Raw genomic sequence first — 17055 nt, 5'->3', positions numbered from 1 at the left:
TTAGTAACGAAAGTTTTACTTTAAAATTATAATACCAAGGAGGATATAACATGGCTGGTAATAAGCTGATTAATCTAATTGATATTACAAAGACTTATGATGATAATACAGTATTAGATTCTCTCAATCTGTATATCAGGGAGAATGAATTTTTAACCCTGCTAGGACCAAGCGGCTGCGGTAAAACAACTACCCTGCGTATTATTGGCGGATTTGAAAATCCAGATGCCGGTAAAGTAATATTTGATGATAAGGATATTACAAAGTTACCCCCTAATGAAAGGCAATTAAATACAGTATTTCAGAAATACGCTTTATTTACCCATATGACTATAGCCGAGAATATAGCTTTTGGCTTAAAAATAAAGAAAAAAAGTAAATCCTATATAAGTGATAAAATAAAATATGCACTAAAACTTGTTAACCTGGAGGGTTTTGAAAACCGGACACCTGATTCCTTAAGCGGTGGTCAGCAGCAGCGTATTGCAATCGCAAGAGCGATTGTAAATGAACCCAAGGTATTACTTCTTGATGAACCCTTAGGTGCGTTGGATTTAAAGCTCAGACAGGATATGCAATATGAATTGATACGTCTTAAGAATGAACTTGGTATTACTTTTATTTATGTAACCCATGACCAGGAAGAAGCCTTAACCATGTCTGATACGATTGTCGTTATGAATCAGGGTTACATCCAGCAGGTGGGAACCCCGGAAATGATATACAATGAGCCAAAGAATGCTTTTGTGGCAGATTTTATCGGAGAAAGTAACATTTTACACGCTACAATGATTGAGGATAAACTGGTTAATATATTAGGAACTAATTTTCCGTGTGTGGATGTTGGATTCGGTAAAAATAAACCGGTTGATGTTGTAATTCGCCCGGAAGATATTGATTTGGTGAAACCGGAGGACGGAATAATTACCGGCCGGGTGACTTCTTTAATCTTTAAAGGAGTTCATTATGAAATGGAAGTTATGGCCGCAGGTCATGAGTGGCTGGTACACAGTACAGATCTCTCTTTGGTAGGAAGTGAAGTTGGTATCTCGGTAAATCCATTTGACATCCAGATCATGAATAAACCGGAATCGGAGGATGAAGAGGCGGTGATTATGGATGAACAGTAAACTTAAGCTATCCTTTCCTTATATTATCTGGATGGCAGTGTTTATCATTGTTCCGTTACTAATGATTATTTATTATGGTTTTTCCTCTGAAGACGGCGGAATTACTTTGACTAACCTGACTATGATTGCAGACCCCATTAACCGGAAGGCACTCTGGCTTTCTTTAAAGTTATCTGTTATCAGCACCATATTATGTCTGGTCCTTGCCTACCCTGTGGCATTGATTCTCCACAATATGAAATTAAAAAGTAATTCTTTTATTGTTATGATATTTATTTTACCTATGTGGATGAACTTTTTATTAAGGACCCTGGCCTGGCAGAATATACTGGAGAAAACCGGTGTTATTAATACGATCCTTGGGTTTTTTCATCTGCCCGCCTTAAATATTATCAATACTCCGTCGGCTATTGTATTCGGCATGGTTTATAACTTCCTGCCCTTTATGATACTGCCTATTTATAATGTTATCTTAAAGATTAATGACGATATCATCAATGCAGCCAGGGATTTAGGTGCAAACACACTGCAGACGTTTATAAAAATTATTTTACCCTTAAGTCTGCCCGGTGTAATCAGCGGAATCACAATGGTTTTTGTCCCTTCTCTGACAACATTTGTTATATCTGATATACTTGGCGGAAGTAAGGTAGTATTAATAGGCAATGTAATTGAACAGCAATTTAAGACAATGAATAACTGGCATACCGGGTCAGGTCTGTCTTTAGTATTGATGATATTTATTTTAATCAGTATGGCTGTACTTGCTAAATATGATAAAGAGGAGGTGGGCAAAAGCGTATGGTAAAAAAAGTTCTACAACGCTTCTATTTAGCACTCATATTATTATTTCTTTACGCACCTATCCTGATTTTGATTATATTATCTTTTAACAAATCAAAGTCCCGTTCCAAATGGGGCGGCTTTACCTTTAACTGGTATACCAGACTATTTCAGGATAAAGATATTATGACTGCTTTGTACAGCACCTTACTTATTGCATTATTGTCTGCATTGATTGCCACCGTGATCGGCACCGCTGCTTCCTTGGCAATGAACAATATGAAACGGATCCCCAGGGCTGTTTTAATGGGCATCACCAATATACCTATGTTAAATGCAGATATTGTAACCGGTATTTCCCTCATGTTATTGTTTGTAGCCTTAAATTATTCCTTAGGATTTTCCAGTGTTCTGATGGCTCATATAACCTTTAACATACCCTATGTCATCCTAAGCGTCATGCCCAAATTAAAGCAGTTAAACTTAAGTACTTACGAGGCAGCCTTAGATTTAGGTGCTACACAGCGCTATGCTTTTTATAAAGTTGTATTTCCGGATATCTTTCCCGGTGTACTCTCCGGATTTTTACTTGCTTTTACAATGTCCTTAGATGATTTTGTGATTACCTATTTTACAAAAGGTGCTTCTATTGATACCTTATCTACCAAAATTTATACGGAGGTACGAAAAGGTATTAAACCTGAAATGTATGCCTTGTCCACTCTGTTATTTGTCTCGGTTTTAGTACTTCTGGTTTTAATTAACCGCAGAAACGACCGGATGCGAAAACCGGTGAAAACTGTAAAAGCCCTAGAAAGCAGATAAATAAATGATTGACACTTATACTTTATAAATAACTGATACTAATTATTGGCACAATATTACTCTCATCTAACAATAGGATTCGAGTGTCAAAAATTGATCTTTTGACATTTGAATCCTGTCAAACAAATATAAAAGGAGAATAACAATGAAAAAAATTACAGTTGTTTTACTGCTCGCTTTTGTTTGTATGATCGGTTTAACCGGTTGCCAGAAAAGCAGCAAACCTACTGTCAATGTTTTTAATTGGGGTGAATATATAGACCCTGAGGTAAAAGACTTATTTGAGAAAGAAACCGGAATCCGTGTTAATTATCAGGAATTTGAACAGAATGAGGATATGTATCCCGTTATAAAGACAGGTTCCGTTAAATATGATGTGGTATGTCCTTCTGATTATATGATTCAAAAAATGATTGATGAAGATATGCTGGCAGAAATTAATTACGATAATGTTCCAAATATCAAAAATATTGATCCAACCTATTTAAAAAGCGCAGAAGAATTTGATCCCGGTAATAAATACAGTGTTCCTTACTGTTGGGGAACTGTCGGTATTTTATACAACAAATCAATGATTAAAGGTCCGGTTGACAGTTGGGGCGCACTTTTTGATCCGGATTTTATCAAAACCAATGGATACTCCGGTGATATTCTTATGATTAACAGTGTAAGAGATGCTTTTGGTATTGCTTTAGCTTATTTGGGTTATTCCATTAACTCAACTAAGGAGTCTGAACTGGAAGAAGCAAAAAAATTATTGCAGCAGCAATTTCCAATGGTAGATGCTTATGTTGTAGACCAGGTAAGGGATAAAATGATCGGTGGCGAAAATCCGATTGGTGTTATCTATTCCGGTGAAGCAATCTTTACACAGAGGGAAAATTCTGATTTAGAATATGTTGTTCCAAAAGAGGGTTCCAATGTTTGGATTGACGGCTGGGTAATTCCTAAAAATGCACCAAGTAAAGAATATGCTGAAAAATGGATTAATTTTATGTGCGATCCGGAAATAGCTTTAAAAAACTTTGAATATATTACCTATTCCACTCCGAATAAAGCAGCCAGGGATTTAATCAAAGATGAAGATATTAAAAACAGCGAAGTAGCATTTCCGGATGCTTCTGTTCTGGAACGCTGCTCCACTTATCATTATCTTGGCACTGATCTGGAAAAACTGTACCTGGATAAATGGAATGAAGTAAAATCAAATTAAATTGCAGCTGTGTTTTATAGTTAATGGCAGAGATACGATTGAACCGATTCAAATCAATCGTATCTCTGCCATTCTTTCGCTTAGCCTTTTACAATATTTCTTTTCTCACCATGTAAAAAAGCTTTCATATTTTCATACACTTCCTGTACGCAGCGCTGTCGTGCTTCCACGGTTGCCCAGGCTATGTGAGGAGTAATGATCAATTTATTGCTGTCTTTAATCCGCAGTAATGGATTATCCGGGGTCATTGGTTCTACCTTTATAACATCCAGTCCGGCAGCGGCTATTTTATTTGTCTCAAGAGCTTTTACCAATGCCTCTTCATTTACAATAGGCCCTCTTCCCAGATTTAATAGGATTGCTGTATTTTTCATCTTCTGTAAAGAATCTTCATCAATCAGATTCTCCGTATCAGAATTCAGAGGTGCATGAATGGATATAATATCAGCGTTTGTCAAAAGAGTATTAAAATCTACCCTCTCATATTCTGTATTAACATTCTTACCTGAAGTTGAATAATAAATAACACGGCAGCCGAATGCTTCTGCTAACTTAGCTACTCCTCTTCCAATCTCTCCAAGCCCAATGATTCCCCACGTTTTACCGTAAAGCTCATTAAATTTTATATCAAATCGGCTGAATATATCACTTTTTACATAATCTCCGCTTTTTACAAAGTTATCATAATAATTTAATTTTTCATAAAGATAGAAAAGCAGGGCAAACGTATGCTGTACTACGGAATTGGTTGAATATCCTTTCACATTTGCCACCGCTATACTTCGCTTGTTGGTATAGGTAAAATCAACGATATTAGTTCCGGTACCGGTAATACAGATGAGTTTTAACTTATCCGCTTTATATAAGGTAGATTCATCCATGGGTACCTTATTAACAACCAATATATCGGCTTGTGCTGCTCTTTCAGCATTCAAAAGCGGTTCCGATTTATTATATTTTATGACTTCACTAAATTCTTGAAATATGGATAAATCCACATCCTCACCTAAGGTATCAGTTTCTAAAAAAACTACCTTCATGTAATTCCTCCACAGCTTTACAGTTCGAAATTTTGCTGTCCGCTTACAAATACGGCAGACTAGCGTATCTTCTCCGGAAAGCCGACTTTCTTTTGTACTTTTCTTAAAGTTTTAGTTGCGTAATAGTTTGCTTTTTCCGCATTATCTTTAATGATACCATCAACATATGCCTTATCCTTATTTAGATCAGCCACTCTGTCCTGAATCGGTTTTAATATGGAAGCTACCGTTTCTCCTACGGCCATTTTAAAATCACCGTATCCTTTTCCGTCAAATTCCTTAACTACTTCTTCTACGGTTTTATTGGTTGTTAAGCTATAGATATCAATTAAATTTTTGATACCCGGCTTATCATCGGTATAGATAATCTGGTTATCCGAATCCGTAACCGCTCTCTTAAACTTTCGGATTACCGTATCCGGATCATCCATTAAATAGATACTGGCATTTACATTTTCATCGGATTTTGACATCTTTTTTGATGGTTCCTGTAGACTCATAATCTTAGCTCCGACTTTACCGATATAAGGTTCCGGAATCGTAAATACATTGCCGTAGATTCCATTGAAACGCTCCGCAATATCTCTGGCAATCTCCAAATGCTGCTTCTGGTCGGCACCCACAGGAACTACATCGGATTGAAATAAAAGAATATCAGCAGCCATTAATACAGGATAGGTAAATAAACCTGCATTAATATTATCCGAATGTTTGGCAGCTTTGTCTTTAAACTGAGTCATACGGTTTAATTCACCCATATAAGTAAAACAATTTAAAATCCAGCTTAATTCTGCATGGCCTGATACATGTGACTGATAATAGATACAGTTTTTTACCGGATCCAAACCGGCAGCAATATAAAGTGTCAATAATGCTCTCGCTCTCTTTCTCAGTTCAGCCGGGTCCTGTCTGATTGTTATAGAATGAAGATCCACAACACAATAAAAACATTCGTATTCTTCATTTAAAGTCAGCCAGTTATTTAAAGCGCCTAAATAATTACCTAACGTAAGATTGCCTGTAGCCTGCATTCCACTAAATAATGTCTTTTTTCCATCTAACATAAGTTATTCTCCTTCATATACGTAATTTTTATACAATTCAGTAGTCCGGTTCGCTAAACTCTAGCGCTGACATGCTGTCACTTTAGTGACAATCTTCCTCTGTCACTTCTTGTGCATCCTGTCGGTCGGGCTTTTTTATCGTACAGGACATATTTTTTATACGATAAAAAAACTTCTGTCACAGTATTTATTACTGGGACAGAAGTTTTATCAGCTTCTGCGGTACCACCCGGTTTGGTGTTTTAACACCCGCTCTATTCTGTATATGAAACCATTCCCTCTCATATACCTTCTCCTTTGATAACGGACGGAGTCCCGTCAGGTTTTACTAAGTTTGCACTGTTCTTCCTGATCCTATAAGTCCATTCGGTATAACTTTATTACCGCAGTTCCACCCTCTGCAGCTCTCTGTTAATATATTATTATACTTACTATTCTTAATAATCGGAAATCTGTAACTATTAAATTGTCCCGAGAAATCACCGGATTTCATTTTCAACATTGATAAATATTATAATTAAAGTATATCTATGATAATTCGAAAAGTCAATCCCCTTTTTACAGCTTAAGAAGTTCAGGAAAAGAATCAATTACATAATCATACTCAGTAACATGTCCAAAACCATATCTGGCATAAACAAAGGGGATACCGGCTTCCCTGGTAGCTAAAGCATCACCTAAAGTATCACCAACATATATCGGTTTATTTAAATGATTACGTTTTATTATCGTTCTTATATTATCTGCTTTCAAAAGACCGGATCTGCCGGGATATTCAAAATCATCAAAATAATCCTTAAGCTGGTGTGCTTTAAGAAAGCATTGAATATATCCTTCTTCACAATTACTGACAATAAAAAGTCTGTATTTATCTTTTAATTTTATTAACGTATCTTCCAAACCATCGAACAGGATACCACCGACTTTTTCTAAGTAGGGACATTGTTTCGTAGTACTTTCCCGCATAATTTCAATCGCTGTCTCCTTAGAAAGGCTTGGTAACAACTTTATGGCTATTTCTTCAAGAGGCAGACCATATAAGGCCTTTAATCTGTCGGCATTAATAATATCCTTTACCTCTGTATACTTTCCTGCTGCTTCCCTCCATATCTCAGCAGCAGCATCGGTAGAATCCCATAAGGTACCGTCTAAATCAAATATTATGCTGTCAATCATATTAATGTCCTTTCTTCTCTTTATGTAGTAGTTTTCCAGATTGTTATAATTGCTATTCTCTTGAATTATAAACGAAAAAAGGTAAAAAATCCAGTTGAATCAATTAAAATTTTCGTAAAACTTGTTCTTCTTTGTTTGGACATTCTATGTTATAATTAATATAATTTTTATTATAACTATAATGCAAAATAAATAATCTAGAATTTAAAATAAGCTAATTAATTTTATAGGAGGAAATCATGAAACAAATCGCCAGTTTTACTATTGATCATATGAAATTATTAAGAGGAGTATATGTCTCAAGAAAGGATACGGCAGGAAAAGAAGTCCTTACCACCTTTGATATTCGTATGACCAGACCTAATTTTGAACCGGTAATGAATACAGCGGAAATTCATACGATCGAACACCTTGCTGCAACTTATTTAAGAAATCATCCTGATTATTCTTCTAAAATAATTTATTTTGGGCCTATGGGATGCCGAACCGGATTTTACCTAATACTTGCAGGTGATTATGAATCAAAAGATATTATTCCGCTATTAACGGATATGTTTGAATTTATTAGAGATTTTGAGGGTGATGTCCCTGGTGCTGCTGCTGTAAATTGCGGAAATTACCTTGACATGAACTTAAATATGGCTAAATATTTGGCAAAAAGATTTTTAGAAGAGACTCTGTTAGATATTGCCGAACCTAACTTAGTTTATCCGGTTTAAAATTATAACCTCTATAAACATGTTTTTGAAAACTCTATATTATATTTAATGCGATAAATGGGGCTGTTACCAACAGCCTCTTTTTCTTATTTTATTAAAGTACTCCGAACCTCCTATATAATAAAAGCCCGACCGGCGGAAAGAGCCTTTCAATTGACTGGAAGCCCGTTTAAGTACGAAGATGCCAGTCTTTCAATACTTTCAACTTAGGGCTTGCCCTTTATGGCATGTTAAATAGTAATATTTTCATTTCCTTTGAATATAGTATAATGATAAAAGAGAATTGGAGAAGCCATGGATATCGACAATAACCCCAAAGTTTCATCAGTCAGACCTAATCGAAACGGATTTAGCCATATACTGGACATAATTAAAGCAGCTTTTCCTTATCTTGACAGTGATTCTCAGCAGTCCGTAAATTTGTTTATTAAGACAGGAGAATTAATGGATGCTTTTCAGACCATGAAACAAAAAAGTTCAGTAACTACCTTAAGCCTCAAGAAAGAAAATATTGACATAGAAGCATTATTGACCAATATAAGAGGTGTCTGTTACGATCAAGAAAGGGAATTAATTGATATGTTCTTAAATTTTATGAAAGCCAAAAGCTTATATGATACATACTCTGCCTTTGCATCTACGATGGCTTCACAATCCGGAGATTCAGAAAATTCTGACGGTTCAAGCGGCTTTGGAAACTCGGATATGATGGAAATCTTAAGTTCCATGTTAACACCGGAGCAAAAAAGCACCTTTGATAATATTAATACGATGTTCAGTGCAATGCAGTGACCGATTAACTTATAAACCATAATATAATATAAGCGTTGAAACGCAGACAGGAGAAGATATGAAAGATTTAGAATGGATTAACCATCCTGCAATGAAAAATATCGACGCCAGAAAATTAGCAATTTTAGTTGATTTAGCTAATGAGGCAGAAGGAAAACCTGCAGATAAAGCCTTACCGCTGCTTATTAAAGCGAATGCTAAAATGAAGGCCTTAGGTCTTACCTTTACTCCCGATGAATCAAATTTAATGGTTGAAATTTTAACGAAAGACATGTCGCCGGCAGATAAGCAGAAACTGGAAATGATTAAAAAATTAATTCCAAAAAAGAAATAATTACTAATTTTCATTAAAAAATGCCAACTAATACCATCCAAAATAATACTCTCCAAAATCTTTAAAGATATTGGCTTTTGGGAAACGCGGAGCTATATTCTTTAAAATAATACTTAAATGATTGACTCCGGCTGCATATTCCGGTAAAACTTAGATTATGCAGCCGGCAGCTTTTATGGTATTGCACTAATCTCTGAACCGGTTACCGGCAGATTCTAACATCGTTATTCATAAAATTTATGTATACGTAATGCCTTTATTCAGTTACATAAAATAATGAATTTTTCTAAAGAAAATAACTAGTATAAATATTGTCCAGCTCATCTGTAGATAAAGTCGTAAAAGGTTACAATTAGTCAATACAGGAAGTCTAAAAAAGGAGCTGTATTTCCAACAGCCCCTTAACTATATTAAACTTTAAATTTATTCACCGCATTCTTTAGATTGTCTGAACTCTCCAAGCTTATGTTCATTTGTTTATTCACTTCTTCCACAAGTTCTACTATTTTAATGATTCTCTCTGCTATATCCTGCGTTCCGGCTGCTCCTTCTCCTACTGTTATTGCAACTTCTGAAACAGCTTTTATAACTCCATCAATCGTAGCAGTTAATTCCTCAGAAGTGGCACTGAAGTCACTTACAAGATTATCTACAAATAATCCGTCGTCACCATATGCTGTGCCGATTTTAACCATTTCCTTATAATCGTTTGAGACCGTCGTATCAAAAAATTCCATAATCGTTTTAGAGTTAGCTGCCAGTTCATTTACTGATGATAATACTTCCACGGTTACTTTTTGAATTTCACTTACTGTTGTTTTTGAATCCTCTGCAAGTTTTCTTATTTCGTCTGCAACTACTGCAAAACCTTTCCCCGCTTCCCCCGCCCTGGCAGCTTCGATTGCTGCATTAAGGGCCAAAAGATTTGTCTGCTCAGAAATTTCAAGTATAGCATGAGACAACACATTAATCTGAGATATCCCATCAGATTTTTTTAAGGCTGCCTCCAAGTTTACTTTCGTGTTTTCATATACAGCATTTGCAGCTATCTGGGAATCACTTGCACCTTTTTTCAGGTAAGCAGCTCTTTCATTTATTTTACTTACCGCTTCCGCTCCTTGCTGAGCTCTTTCCGCTAAAGCTTCGGAAGCGCTTGCTATATCAGCGGAGGAAGCGTTTACTTCTTCTGCCGCCGCCGCGGTTTCTTCCATACCGGCAGATAATTCTTCAATTGTAGCGGAAGACTCATCTACGTTTTCATTTAAAACATTCAGGCACTCCTTTACACTATAAACTGCATTGTCAACACCGCTGACGCTGTGGTTCACTTCAATTATAATACCCCTTATATTGTCAATAAACTGATTTACGGCACTTGCCAGTTCCCCAATCTCATCCCTGGACTTTAAATCTATAGACTGAGTTAAATCTCCGCCTTTTTGAACCAATTCCTGCAATCTAATTTTTAGTTTCTTTATTGGTTTTGTAACACTATAGGTAATAAAAACTGCCATAATTATTCCGAATAAGATGGTTCCAGTAACTATAGCCAAAATAATCATACTGATATATCCATACATCTCATCTCCGTTATGGCTCGTTTTATTTGCATTTTCTTCATTTTCCTTAATTAAGCTCTTTAATGCGTCAGAAAGATTATAAAATGCACTTTTGCTTACATCATTAATAACTTCGGTGGACTTTATTATATCTAATTGTCGACTTACTTGTATTAATTTATCATGTTCCGCTAAATATTTATCCCATTCTGCTTTAACAATATGTATGTGTTCATCATTATCATAACTTTGATATAGATCTATATTTTTATTAATAATTGTTTTCTTTTCCTCCATTCTTTTTTCCAAAGCATCCATATCTTCCTTTTTAGATAATGTGATATGTTCAAATTCAAAAGAACGGAATCTTGCAATATCATAATTTAGTTGATTTATACAATCTAGGCGCGGTATAACCTTCTCTGCTATGATCGTGGAGGTCTGATTAACACGGTCTAAGAAATTAATTGATATGATTCCCAATCCGGTTAATAAAATTAAAATAATACTGAATGCGGTTACCAATTTGTTTTTAATGCTCATATTTTTTCCTCCATAGGGTGATTTAATAATTTCATCTTTTATTTGTCTTAATAAGCATAATTATTTTTGGAATTTTGGCAATCTTATTGTATTTGTATTATCTTATTAATTATTCTGATATTATTTAATATCCTGTTAATACCTGATTTTTACTGCCGCCCTCAAAGTTATTATGATATCACTCCTCTTCTACATGTTTCGACATTGCTTGACTTATTATAACATGCAATTTTTATAAAATCAAATTAAATAGAATAAAATAAAACTTAATAATATATGTATTGTTACTGTTCACAGGCAACAAGACGACGTGTTTTTCGTGAGTGTATTGTCACAGAAAACCGGAAAATTGCAGCGTAGGAACACTGTTTTCATGTTTTATGTGCATCGCGAAGTGTGTTATTGTTCGCGGAATTGCTGCTTTTTGCAGGGAGAGCGCACAGTAACTATGCATTTTTTTAACAAGTGCTTTACATCTATTAAAATAATAAGTGATAATTTTGATAAATCCGAGTACTTAAGTTACTTATATATTTATCAAAGATATAAATTTAAAAACTGTGATGAAATTATTGCAGCTTATGATATAATACAGGTTATAATACTTCCCTGAGGGAGTATCCAGGCAATCAATGGGTTGTAATTGCCTATAATAGCAATCATTTGCAAAATAAGAAAGGAGCATTTAAATATGATACTACCATCCAAAAAAGAAGTTCTTCATACTCTTCTCACAAAAGCTTCAGAAGCCGGTGCCGCGCCAGGAATGAGTTACGCATTAGTTACCAAAACAGAATATATTTTAGATTATTTGGGGAATCGGCGCCTGCTCCCCTCCCCCCAGCCTGTTACAGGAGATACTTTATATGATCTTGCCTCCCTTACTAAAGTCGTAGCTACAACAACTGCAATACTTCAATTAATGGAATCCGGCGAATTCTGCCTGTCTACACCGGTCAGCCGCATTTTACCACAGTATCAGAATCCTACAGTAACAATAAAACATCTGCTTACCCATACATCAGGCCATGCCGCCGATATCAACTGCCTGAATATGACCGACAGACGGGAACTGGTTGATGCTATTTATGCAGACAGGATTAAGGAAGAGAACTTCGACAGGAAAGTAATTTACTCCGACATCGGATACATAATTCTTGGATTTGTTATAGAACATGTTACCGGATCCTTAGAAACCTATGTGACAGATCATATTTTGAAACCGCTTGAAATGACCCATACCTTTTATAACCCGCCTGCAAAACAAATGGAGCTTTGCGCCGCAACCGAATACGACAAACAAAGCGGCCGGATAATTCAGGGTGTGGTACATGATGAAAAATGCCGGCTTTTAGGAGGAATAACCGGGCATGCAGGACTTTTCTCCACCTCTTTGGATATGGTCAAGTTTATGCAAATGCTTCTAAACCGTGGCATTTTAAATGACCAGATGATATTAAATCCTTCCACTGTTCAGGTTTTGTTTCAAAACCATACAAAAGGAATGGGCACTAACAGGGGCCTTGGCTGGATCCACCCATATAGTGAGAATGATATCTGCGATTTTATCTCGGATGAAAGCTTATACCATACAGGCTTTACAGGAACTTCCGCACTGGCAGATATAAAAGCAGGAAAAGGTTTTATTCTGCTAACCAACCGGGTACATCCCTCACGGGAAAATACAGGGCTGGTTACTCTCAGGCATACCTTTAACAATGCCGCAGTCAGTGCTATTATTTAGGGTTATTTTTTCATAAGTTATAGAGATATAGTTAATTTTTTTGTCCGGCTTTGAAATAAAATATATGATTTATTATTTTTTGTGAAATATTATTTCAAATATTGATTGACATTATGAATAATCTGAACTATCATTATCTTATGAGTTTTATATTCTTGGATACATAAATGACAAAATAATATTTTAATGGCGAAGGAGCAAATTCTAGTTATAATGAGTTTGCTCCTTTTCAATAATAGGATTAGGGTGTCAAAAGGTCAATTTTGTATTATGAATGAATACCAGCGTAATATTTACTATAGTAAATATATATTCAATTTAGCTGCCTTTCTCTCAAACACTATATTTTTTACAAGCCTCTACCGTCGGGAAAATCAAGCCGTCAGGCTTGATTTATGGCCAGAGTCTTAACAAAATATACGCAGTGTCCACGGCCGGTCGAAGTCGAAATAATTCGACCAAAATCGAATATATATACACCGATATTCATAAAATGCAGGTTGAGGAACCTTTTGACACTCGATCCTAAATTTTCAATAATATAGGGAGGTATGTGAAAAAAATGGAGAAGAAAATAAAAAAGAAATTTCACTTAAGAAAGGATGATATGGAATTAACCCTGCTGTCACTGCCGACTATAATCTGGTTTTTTGTATTTTCCTATCTGCCTATGTTCGGCATCATCATCGTCTTTAAGAAATTTCGAATTGTGGATGGTCAAAAAAGCTTTTTATACAACCTGCTTAAAAGTGACTGGGCCGGCCTTTCTAACTTTAAATTTCTTCTGGAATCCCGGGATATGCGAATTATCGTGCGTAACACATTAGTTTATAATCTGATATTTATTCTACTGGGTATCATTATACCGGTAACTCTCGCTCTGTTAATCAGTCAGATAAGAAGCAAACGTGCCAAAAAATTATATCAGACTGCAATGCTGTTCCCACATTTCATGTCCTGGGTAGTAGTTACCTATTTTGTTTGGGCTTTCCTCAGCTATGAAGACGGATTTATCAATCACATACTTCTTCAGCTTGGAAAGGAACCAATTCAGTGGTATATGGAGGGTACCCACTGGCCCTTTATTCTGGTTTTTATGAATGTATGGAAAGGAGCCGGTTATGGAATGATTATCTACCTCGCAGCAATCACAGGCATCGATCCCTCCTATTATGAAGCCGCCGTTATTGACGGCGCTTCTATACGCCAGCAGGTAAGATTTATAACCCTGCCCCTGATAAAGACAATTATAATCATGATGTTTATTCTGAATATCGGCAGCATTTTTTACTCCGACTTTGGTCTGTTTTATCAGATTACACAGGACTCCAATTCTCTTTATGATAAGACTATTGTTCTGGACGTATATGTTTACAAAGCTTTAAGGGAAAACGGCAATATCGGTATGGCCTCGGCGGCAAGCTTTATACAGTCTGTGCTAAGCTGCTGTCTGGTACTGATAACAAATAAGATTGTAACAAAACTGGACGCTGAAAGTGCCCTGATCTAAGGAGGAGAACAAATGAAATCTCTTAAGCAAAAAAGTAAAAAAGATTTAAATCAAATTTCCAGAGCCTGGAATCTTATTTTTCATATTTTATTTGCCGCCCTTTCTTTTCTTTGTCTTGTTCCTGTTTATTTTGTAACAATCATCTCTTTTACTGATGAAACCTATATAGATACCTATGGCTACCAATTGTTTCCCGGTTCCTTTTCCCTTAATGCTTACGAATACCTGTGGGGACAGATAAATTCTGTGATACGGGCACTTTCCGTTTCTTTTATTGTCACGGTTACCGGAACAATTGCAGGAATCCTGTTAACAACTGCCATGGGTTACGTGTTATCCATACATAGCTTTAAAGGTAAAAATTTTTTAACCTGGTATATTTTTATTCCCATGATATTTAATGGCGGGCTGGTATCCACCTACTACATCAACAGTAACCTGCTGCATTTAAAGGACTCACTTCTCGCCCTTATTCTGCCCCTGCTGGTGTCCTCCTACAACATCATAATCTGCAGGACTTTTTTTAAAACTACCATCCCTGAGGCATTGCTGGAATCAGCTAAAATCGATGGAGCTTCCCAGTTCCGAATATACTTTCGGATCGCCTTACCAATATCCAAGCCTTTATTGGCTACCATAGGCTTATTTTTAAGCTTTCGTTACTGGAATGACTGGTACAGTTCCCTGCTGTATATTGATAATCAACGCTTGTACTCCCTGCAGGCTTTATTGCAGAAAATCACCAAAAATATAGAGTTCCTTACTCAAAATGCTTCCCAAATGGGGCTCTCACAAGCCGAACTGATTGCCAGTCTTCCCAAAGAATCTTTTCGTATGGCTATGGCTGTCATTATTATTTTACCTATCGCCTGCGTTTACCCCTTTTTCCAAAAGTATTTCATAACCGGCTTAACAATCGGCGCAGTAAAAGGATAAGGTGTATTTCGTAACGACAGATATAGATTATACTCTATATGATGTATTTCCTATAAAAAAGCTATTCCGTGGGACGTTCCAAAAAATTCCACTGAATAAGTACAAACAGTTTAAAAGGAGGCTATTATGAAAAATGTGTTAAAAAGTCTTATTCTCTTACTTACAGCTGCCGTGCTGGTATTATCCTCAACCGGATGCAGTTCCGGCAGCAAAGGGGATAATGGTGCGGTAACTATCACCTGGTGGCTTGGCGGAGACCAGCCTGAAGATTTTGATGAAGCATTAAAAGTCATGAATGATTACACTGCAGAAAAAATAGGTGTAAAATTAGATTTAAAGCTTGCTTCCTCAGGCGATTATTCTGAAAAAGTCAACATGGTCATTAACAGCGGAGAATATTTCGACATGATGTGGACTGATGTCACAAATTATAAGAAATATGCCCAAATGGGAGCATTTGCGGATATAACGGATAAAGTTAAGACGGTTTCGGAACAACTTTATAATTTTATTCCTCAAAACTTATGGGACGGCGTATTGGTTGACGGTAAAATATACAGTGTACCCACTTATAAGGACTCTTCAGCAACTTTTTATGTCTGCTGGGACAAAGCACTTATCGATAAATATGGTATTGATTATAAAAACGTTGACACCATTGAAGAGGTAAGTGACTGGATGTATAAAATCAATAAGGATACCGGTAAAAACGTCTGGACCTGCTCCGGATATTCGAGAGGTGCTTCCAACTGGTTTTACAAGGATTACAGTACTTTAGTTTCCGGCCTGGGTTATGTAATAGGTGTTGGTATGTTTGATGAATCACTTAAAGTCGTTCCGGTATTAGAACAGGAAACTCCCATGAATGCCTTAAAGATATACCATCAATGGTATAAGGACGGCATTATTAATCAGGATGCTCCCACCCTCTCCTCCATGCCTTCGAAAACTAATATACTGTGTGCGCAGGGTTTTCCCGGAGCCGAAAGTATATGGGCCGGCACTTTAGGCTGCAAAGAAACGGTAATTACTCCTATCTGTGATCCATTTTACGATACCGGCACCATTCAGGGCTCCTTAAATGCCATTTCCTCCGGTTCAAAATATGCGGATAAATGCTTAAAATATCTTGAGTTATTAAATACCGATACTTATTTAAGAAACATGATGGCTTACGGCATTCGCGGCAAAGACTGGGAATATGTGGAGGGTGACTCTGGTACGGTTACAAAACTCTCCGATAATTGGACACTTCCCGCTTTTTATCAGGCCACTTTCTTTAATATGTCGCCTCTGGATACGGATCCTGCCAACAAATACGATTTAATAAAGGGAATGAATGAACAGGCAAAATCCTCCGTAGTCTGTGGCTTCGCGTTAGATAAAACCAATATAGAGACGCAGATTGCCAATTGCAGGGCGATTTATGATAAATACTGGACAGAACTTGCCTGCGGAGCCAGCGATCCGGAAAAGATTGTACCTCAGATGTATGACGAAATGTATCAAGTCGGTTTACAGGACATTATTGATGAAACCCAAAAACAAGTTAATAAATTCGGCGGCAAATAATAACGATACATAAAATAAGACAAAAACAACCTTGTATATCTATTTCGGTTTAGCAGCTATAAAATTTATACTAAACTTACCCAATAATACCTTTCCCATATAAAAACAGCCTCAA

General features: G+C 36.3%; 13 protein-coding genes, 1 pseudogene and 1 other annotated feature. Of the genes and pseudogenes, 10 read left to right on the top strand and 4 right to left on the bottom strand.

The window, feature by feature from the left end:
• Window positions 1-50: 50 nt before the first annotated feature.
• The 3 genes and pseudogenes from RBU59_RS28105 to RBU59_RS28905 all read left to right on the top strand — a co-directional run bounded on the left by RBU59_RS28105 (window position 51) and on the right by RBU59_RS28905 (window position 3951).
• The gene (locus RBU59_RS28105; protein ID WP_308145767.1) at window positions 51-1130 is read left to right on the top strand and encodes an ABC transporter ATP-binding protein; all 1080 of its coding nucleotides are present in this window, start codon (window positions 51-53) and stop codon (window positions 1128-1130) included.
• Window positions 1120-1938 carry an ABC transporter permease gene (locus RBU59_RS28100; RefSeq protein ID WP_308145766.1) on the top strand — a complete coding sequence of 273 codons (819 nt, stop codon included), beginning with the start codon at window positions 1120-1122 and terminating at the stop codon, window positions 1936-1938. Before RBU59_RS28105 ends, RBU59_RS28100 begins: the two co-directional genes overlap by 11 nt.
• Window positions 1932-3951 (top strand): annotated as a pseudogene (locus tag RBU59_RS28905) (extracellular solute-binding protein). Before RBU59_RS28100 ends, RBU59_RS28905 begins: the two are co-directional and overlap by 7 nt.
• Window positions 3952-4031: 80 nt before the next feature.
• Here RBU59_RS28905 and RBU59_RS28085 read toward each other — a convergent pair.
• From RBU59_RS28085 to RBU59_RS28075, 3 genes are all read right to left on the bottom strand, one after another.
• Window positions 4032-4991 carry a D-2-hydroxyacid dehydrogenase gene (locus RBU59_RS28085; RefSeq protein WP_308145764.1) on the bottom strand — a complete coding sequence of 320 codons (960 nt, stop codon included), beginning with the start codon at window positions 4989-4991 and terminating at the stop codon, window positions 4032-4034.
• 59 nt (window positions 4992-5050) lie between these two features.
• A complete protein-coding gene (gene trpS / locus RBU59_RS28080; protein ID WP_308145763.1) occupies window positions 5051-6055 on the bottom strand; it encodes a tryptophan--tRNA ligase in 1005 nt (334 codons plus the stop codon).
• 191 nt (window positions 6056-6246) lie between these two features.
• Window positions 6247-6509, bottom strand: a binding site (T-box leader).
• Window positions 6510-6613: 104 nt separating this feature from the next.
• Window positions 6614-7231 carry an HAD family hydrolase gene (locus RBU59_RS28075; protein WP_308145762.1) on the bottom strand — a complete coding sequence of 206 codons (618 nt, stop codon included), beginning with the start codon at window positions 7229-7231 and terminating at the stop codon, window positions 6614-6616.
• Window positions 7232-7470: 239 nt separating this feature from the next.
• Here RBU59_RS28075 and RBU59_RS28070 point away from each other — a divergent pair, with 239 nt between their 5' ends.
• The 3 genes from RBU59_RS28070 to RBU59_RS28060 all read left to right on the top strand — a co-directional run bounded on the left by RBU59_RS28070 (window position 7471) and on the right by RBU59_RS28060 (window position 9076).
• The gene (locus tag RBU59_RS28070; RefSeq protein WP_308145761.1) at window positions 7471-7950 is read left to right on the top strand and encodes an S-ribosylhomocysteine lyase; all 480 of its coding nucleotides are present in this window, start codon (window positions 7471-7473) and stop codon (window positions 7948-7950) included.
• A 294-nt stretch (window positions 7951-8244) separates the two neighbouring features.
• Window positions 8245-8742 (top strand): hypothetical protein, encoded by a 498-nt coding sequence (locus RBU59_RS28065; RefSeq protein ID WP_308145760.1) that lies wholly within the window; start codon window positions 8245-8247, stop codon window positions 8740-8742.
• A 58-nt stretch (window positions 8743-8800) separates the two neighbouring features.
• Complete coding sequence (locus tag RBU59_RS28060) at window positions 8801-9076, top strand: hypothetical protein (protein WP_308145759.1); 276 nt, start codon at window positions 8801-8803, stop codon at window positions 9074-9076.
• 410 nt (window positions 9077-9486) lie between these two features.
• Here RBU59_RS28060 and RBU59_RS28055 read toward each other — a convergent pair whose 3' ends face one another.
• A complete protein-coding gene (locus tag RBU59_RS28055; RefSeq protein ID WP_308145758.1) occupies window positions 9487-11178 on the bottom strand; it encodes a methyl-accepting chemotaxis protein in 1692 nt (563 codons plus the stop codon).
• A 691-nt stretch (window positions 11179-11869) separates the two neighbouring features.
• Here RBU59_RS28055 and RBU59_RS28050 point away from each other — a divergent pair.
• From RBU59_RS28050 to RBU59_RS28035, 4 genes are all read left to right on the top strand, one after another.
• A complete protein-coding gene (locus RBU59_RS28050) occupies window positions 11870-12922 on the top strand; it encodes a serine hydrolase domain-containing protein (RefSeq protein WP_308145757.1) in 1053 nt (350 codons plus the stop codon).
• A 562-nt stretch (window positions 12923-13484) separates the two neighbouring features.
• A complete protein-coding gene (locus RBU59_RS28045; protein ID WP_308145756.1) occupies window positions 13485-14432 on the top strand; it encodes an ABC transporter permease in 948 nt (315 codons plus the stop codon).
• Between the two features lie 12 nt (window positions 14433-14444).
• Window positions 14445-15368, top strand: coding sequence for a carbohydrate ABC transporter permease (locus tag RBU59_RS28040; RefSeq protein WP_308145755.1), 924 nt, complete (start codon window positions 14445-14447; stop codon window positions 15366-15368).
• Window positions 15369-15494: 126 nt separating this feature from the next.
• Window positions 15495-16940, top strand: coding sequence for an ABC transporter substrate-binding protein (locus tag RBU59_RS28035; RefSeq protein ID WP_308145754.1), 1446 nt, complete (start codon window positions 15495-15497; stop codon window positions 16938-16940).
• The last annotated feature ends 115 nt before the right edge of the window (window positions 16941-17055 follow it).

Source organism: Anaerocolumna sp. MB42-C2, assembly GCF_030913705.1.
GTDB lineage: Bacteria > Bacillota > Clostridia > Lachnospirales > Lachnospiraceae > Anaerocolumna.
The sequence above is the reverse complement of the archived record's forward strand: the minus strand, read 5'-3'. Positions and strand labels throughout refer to the sequence as shown.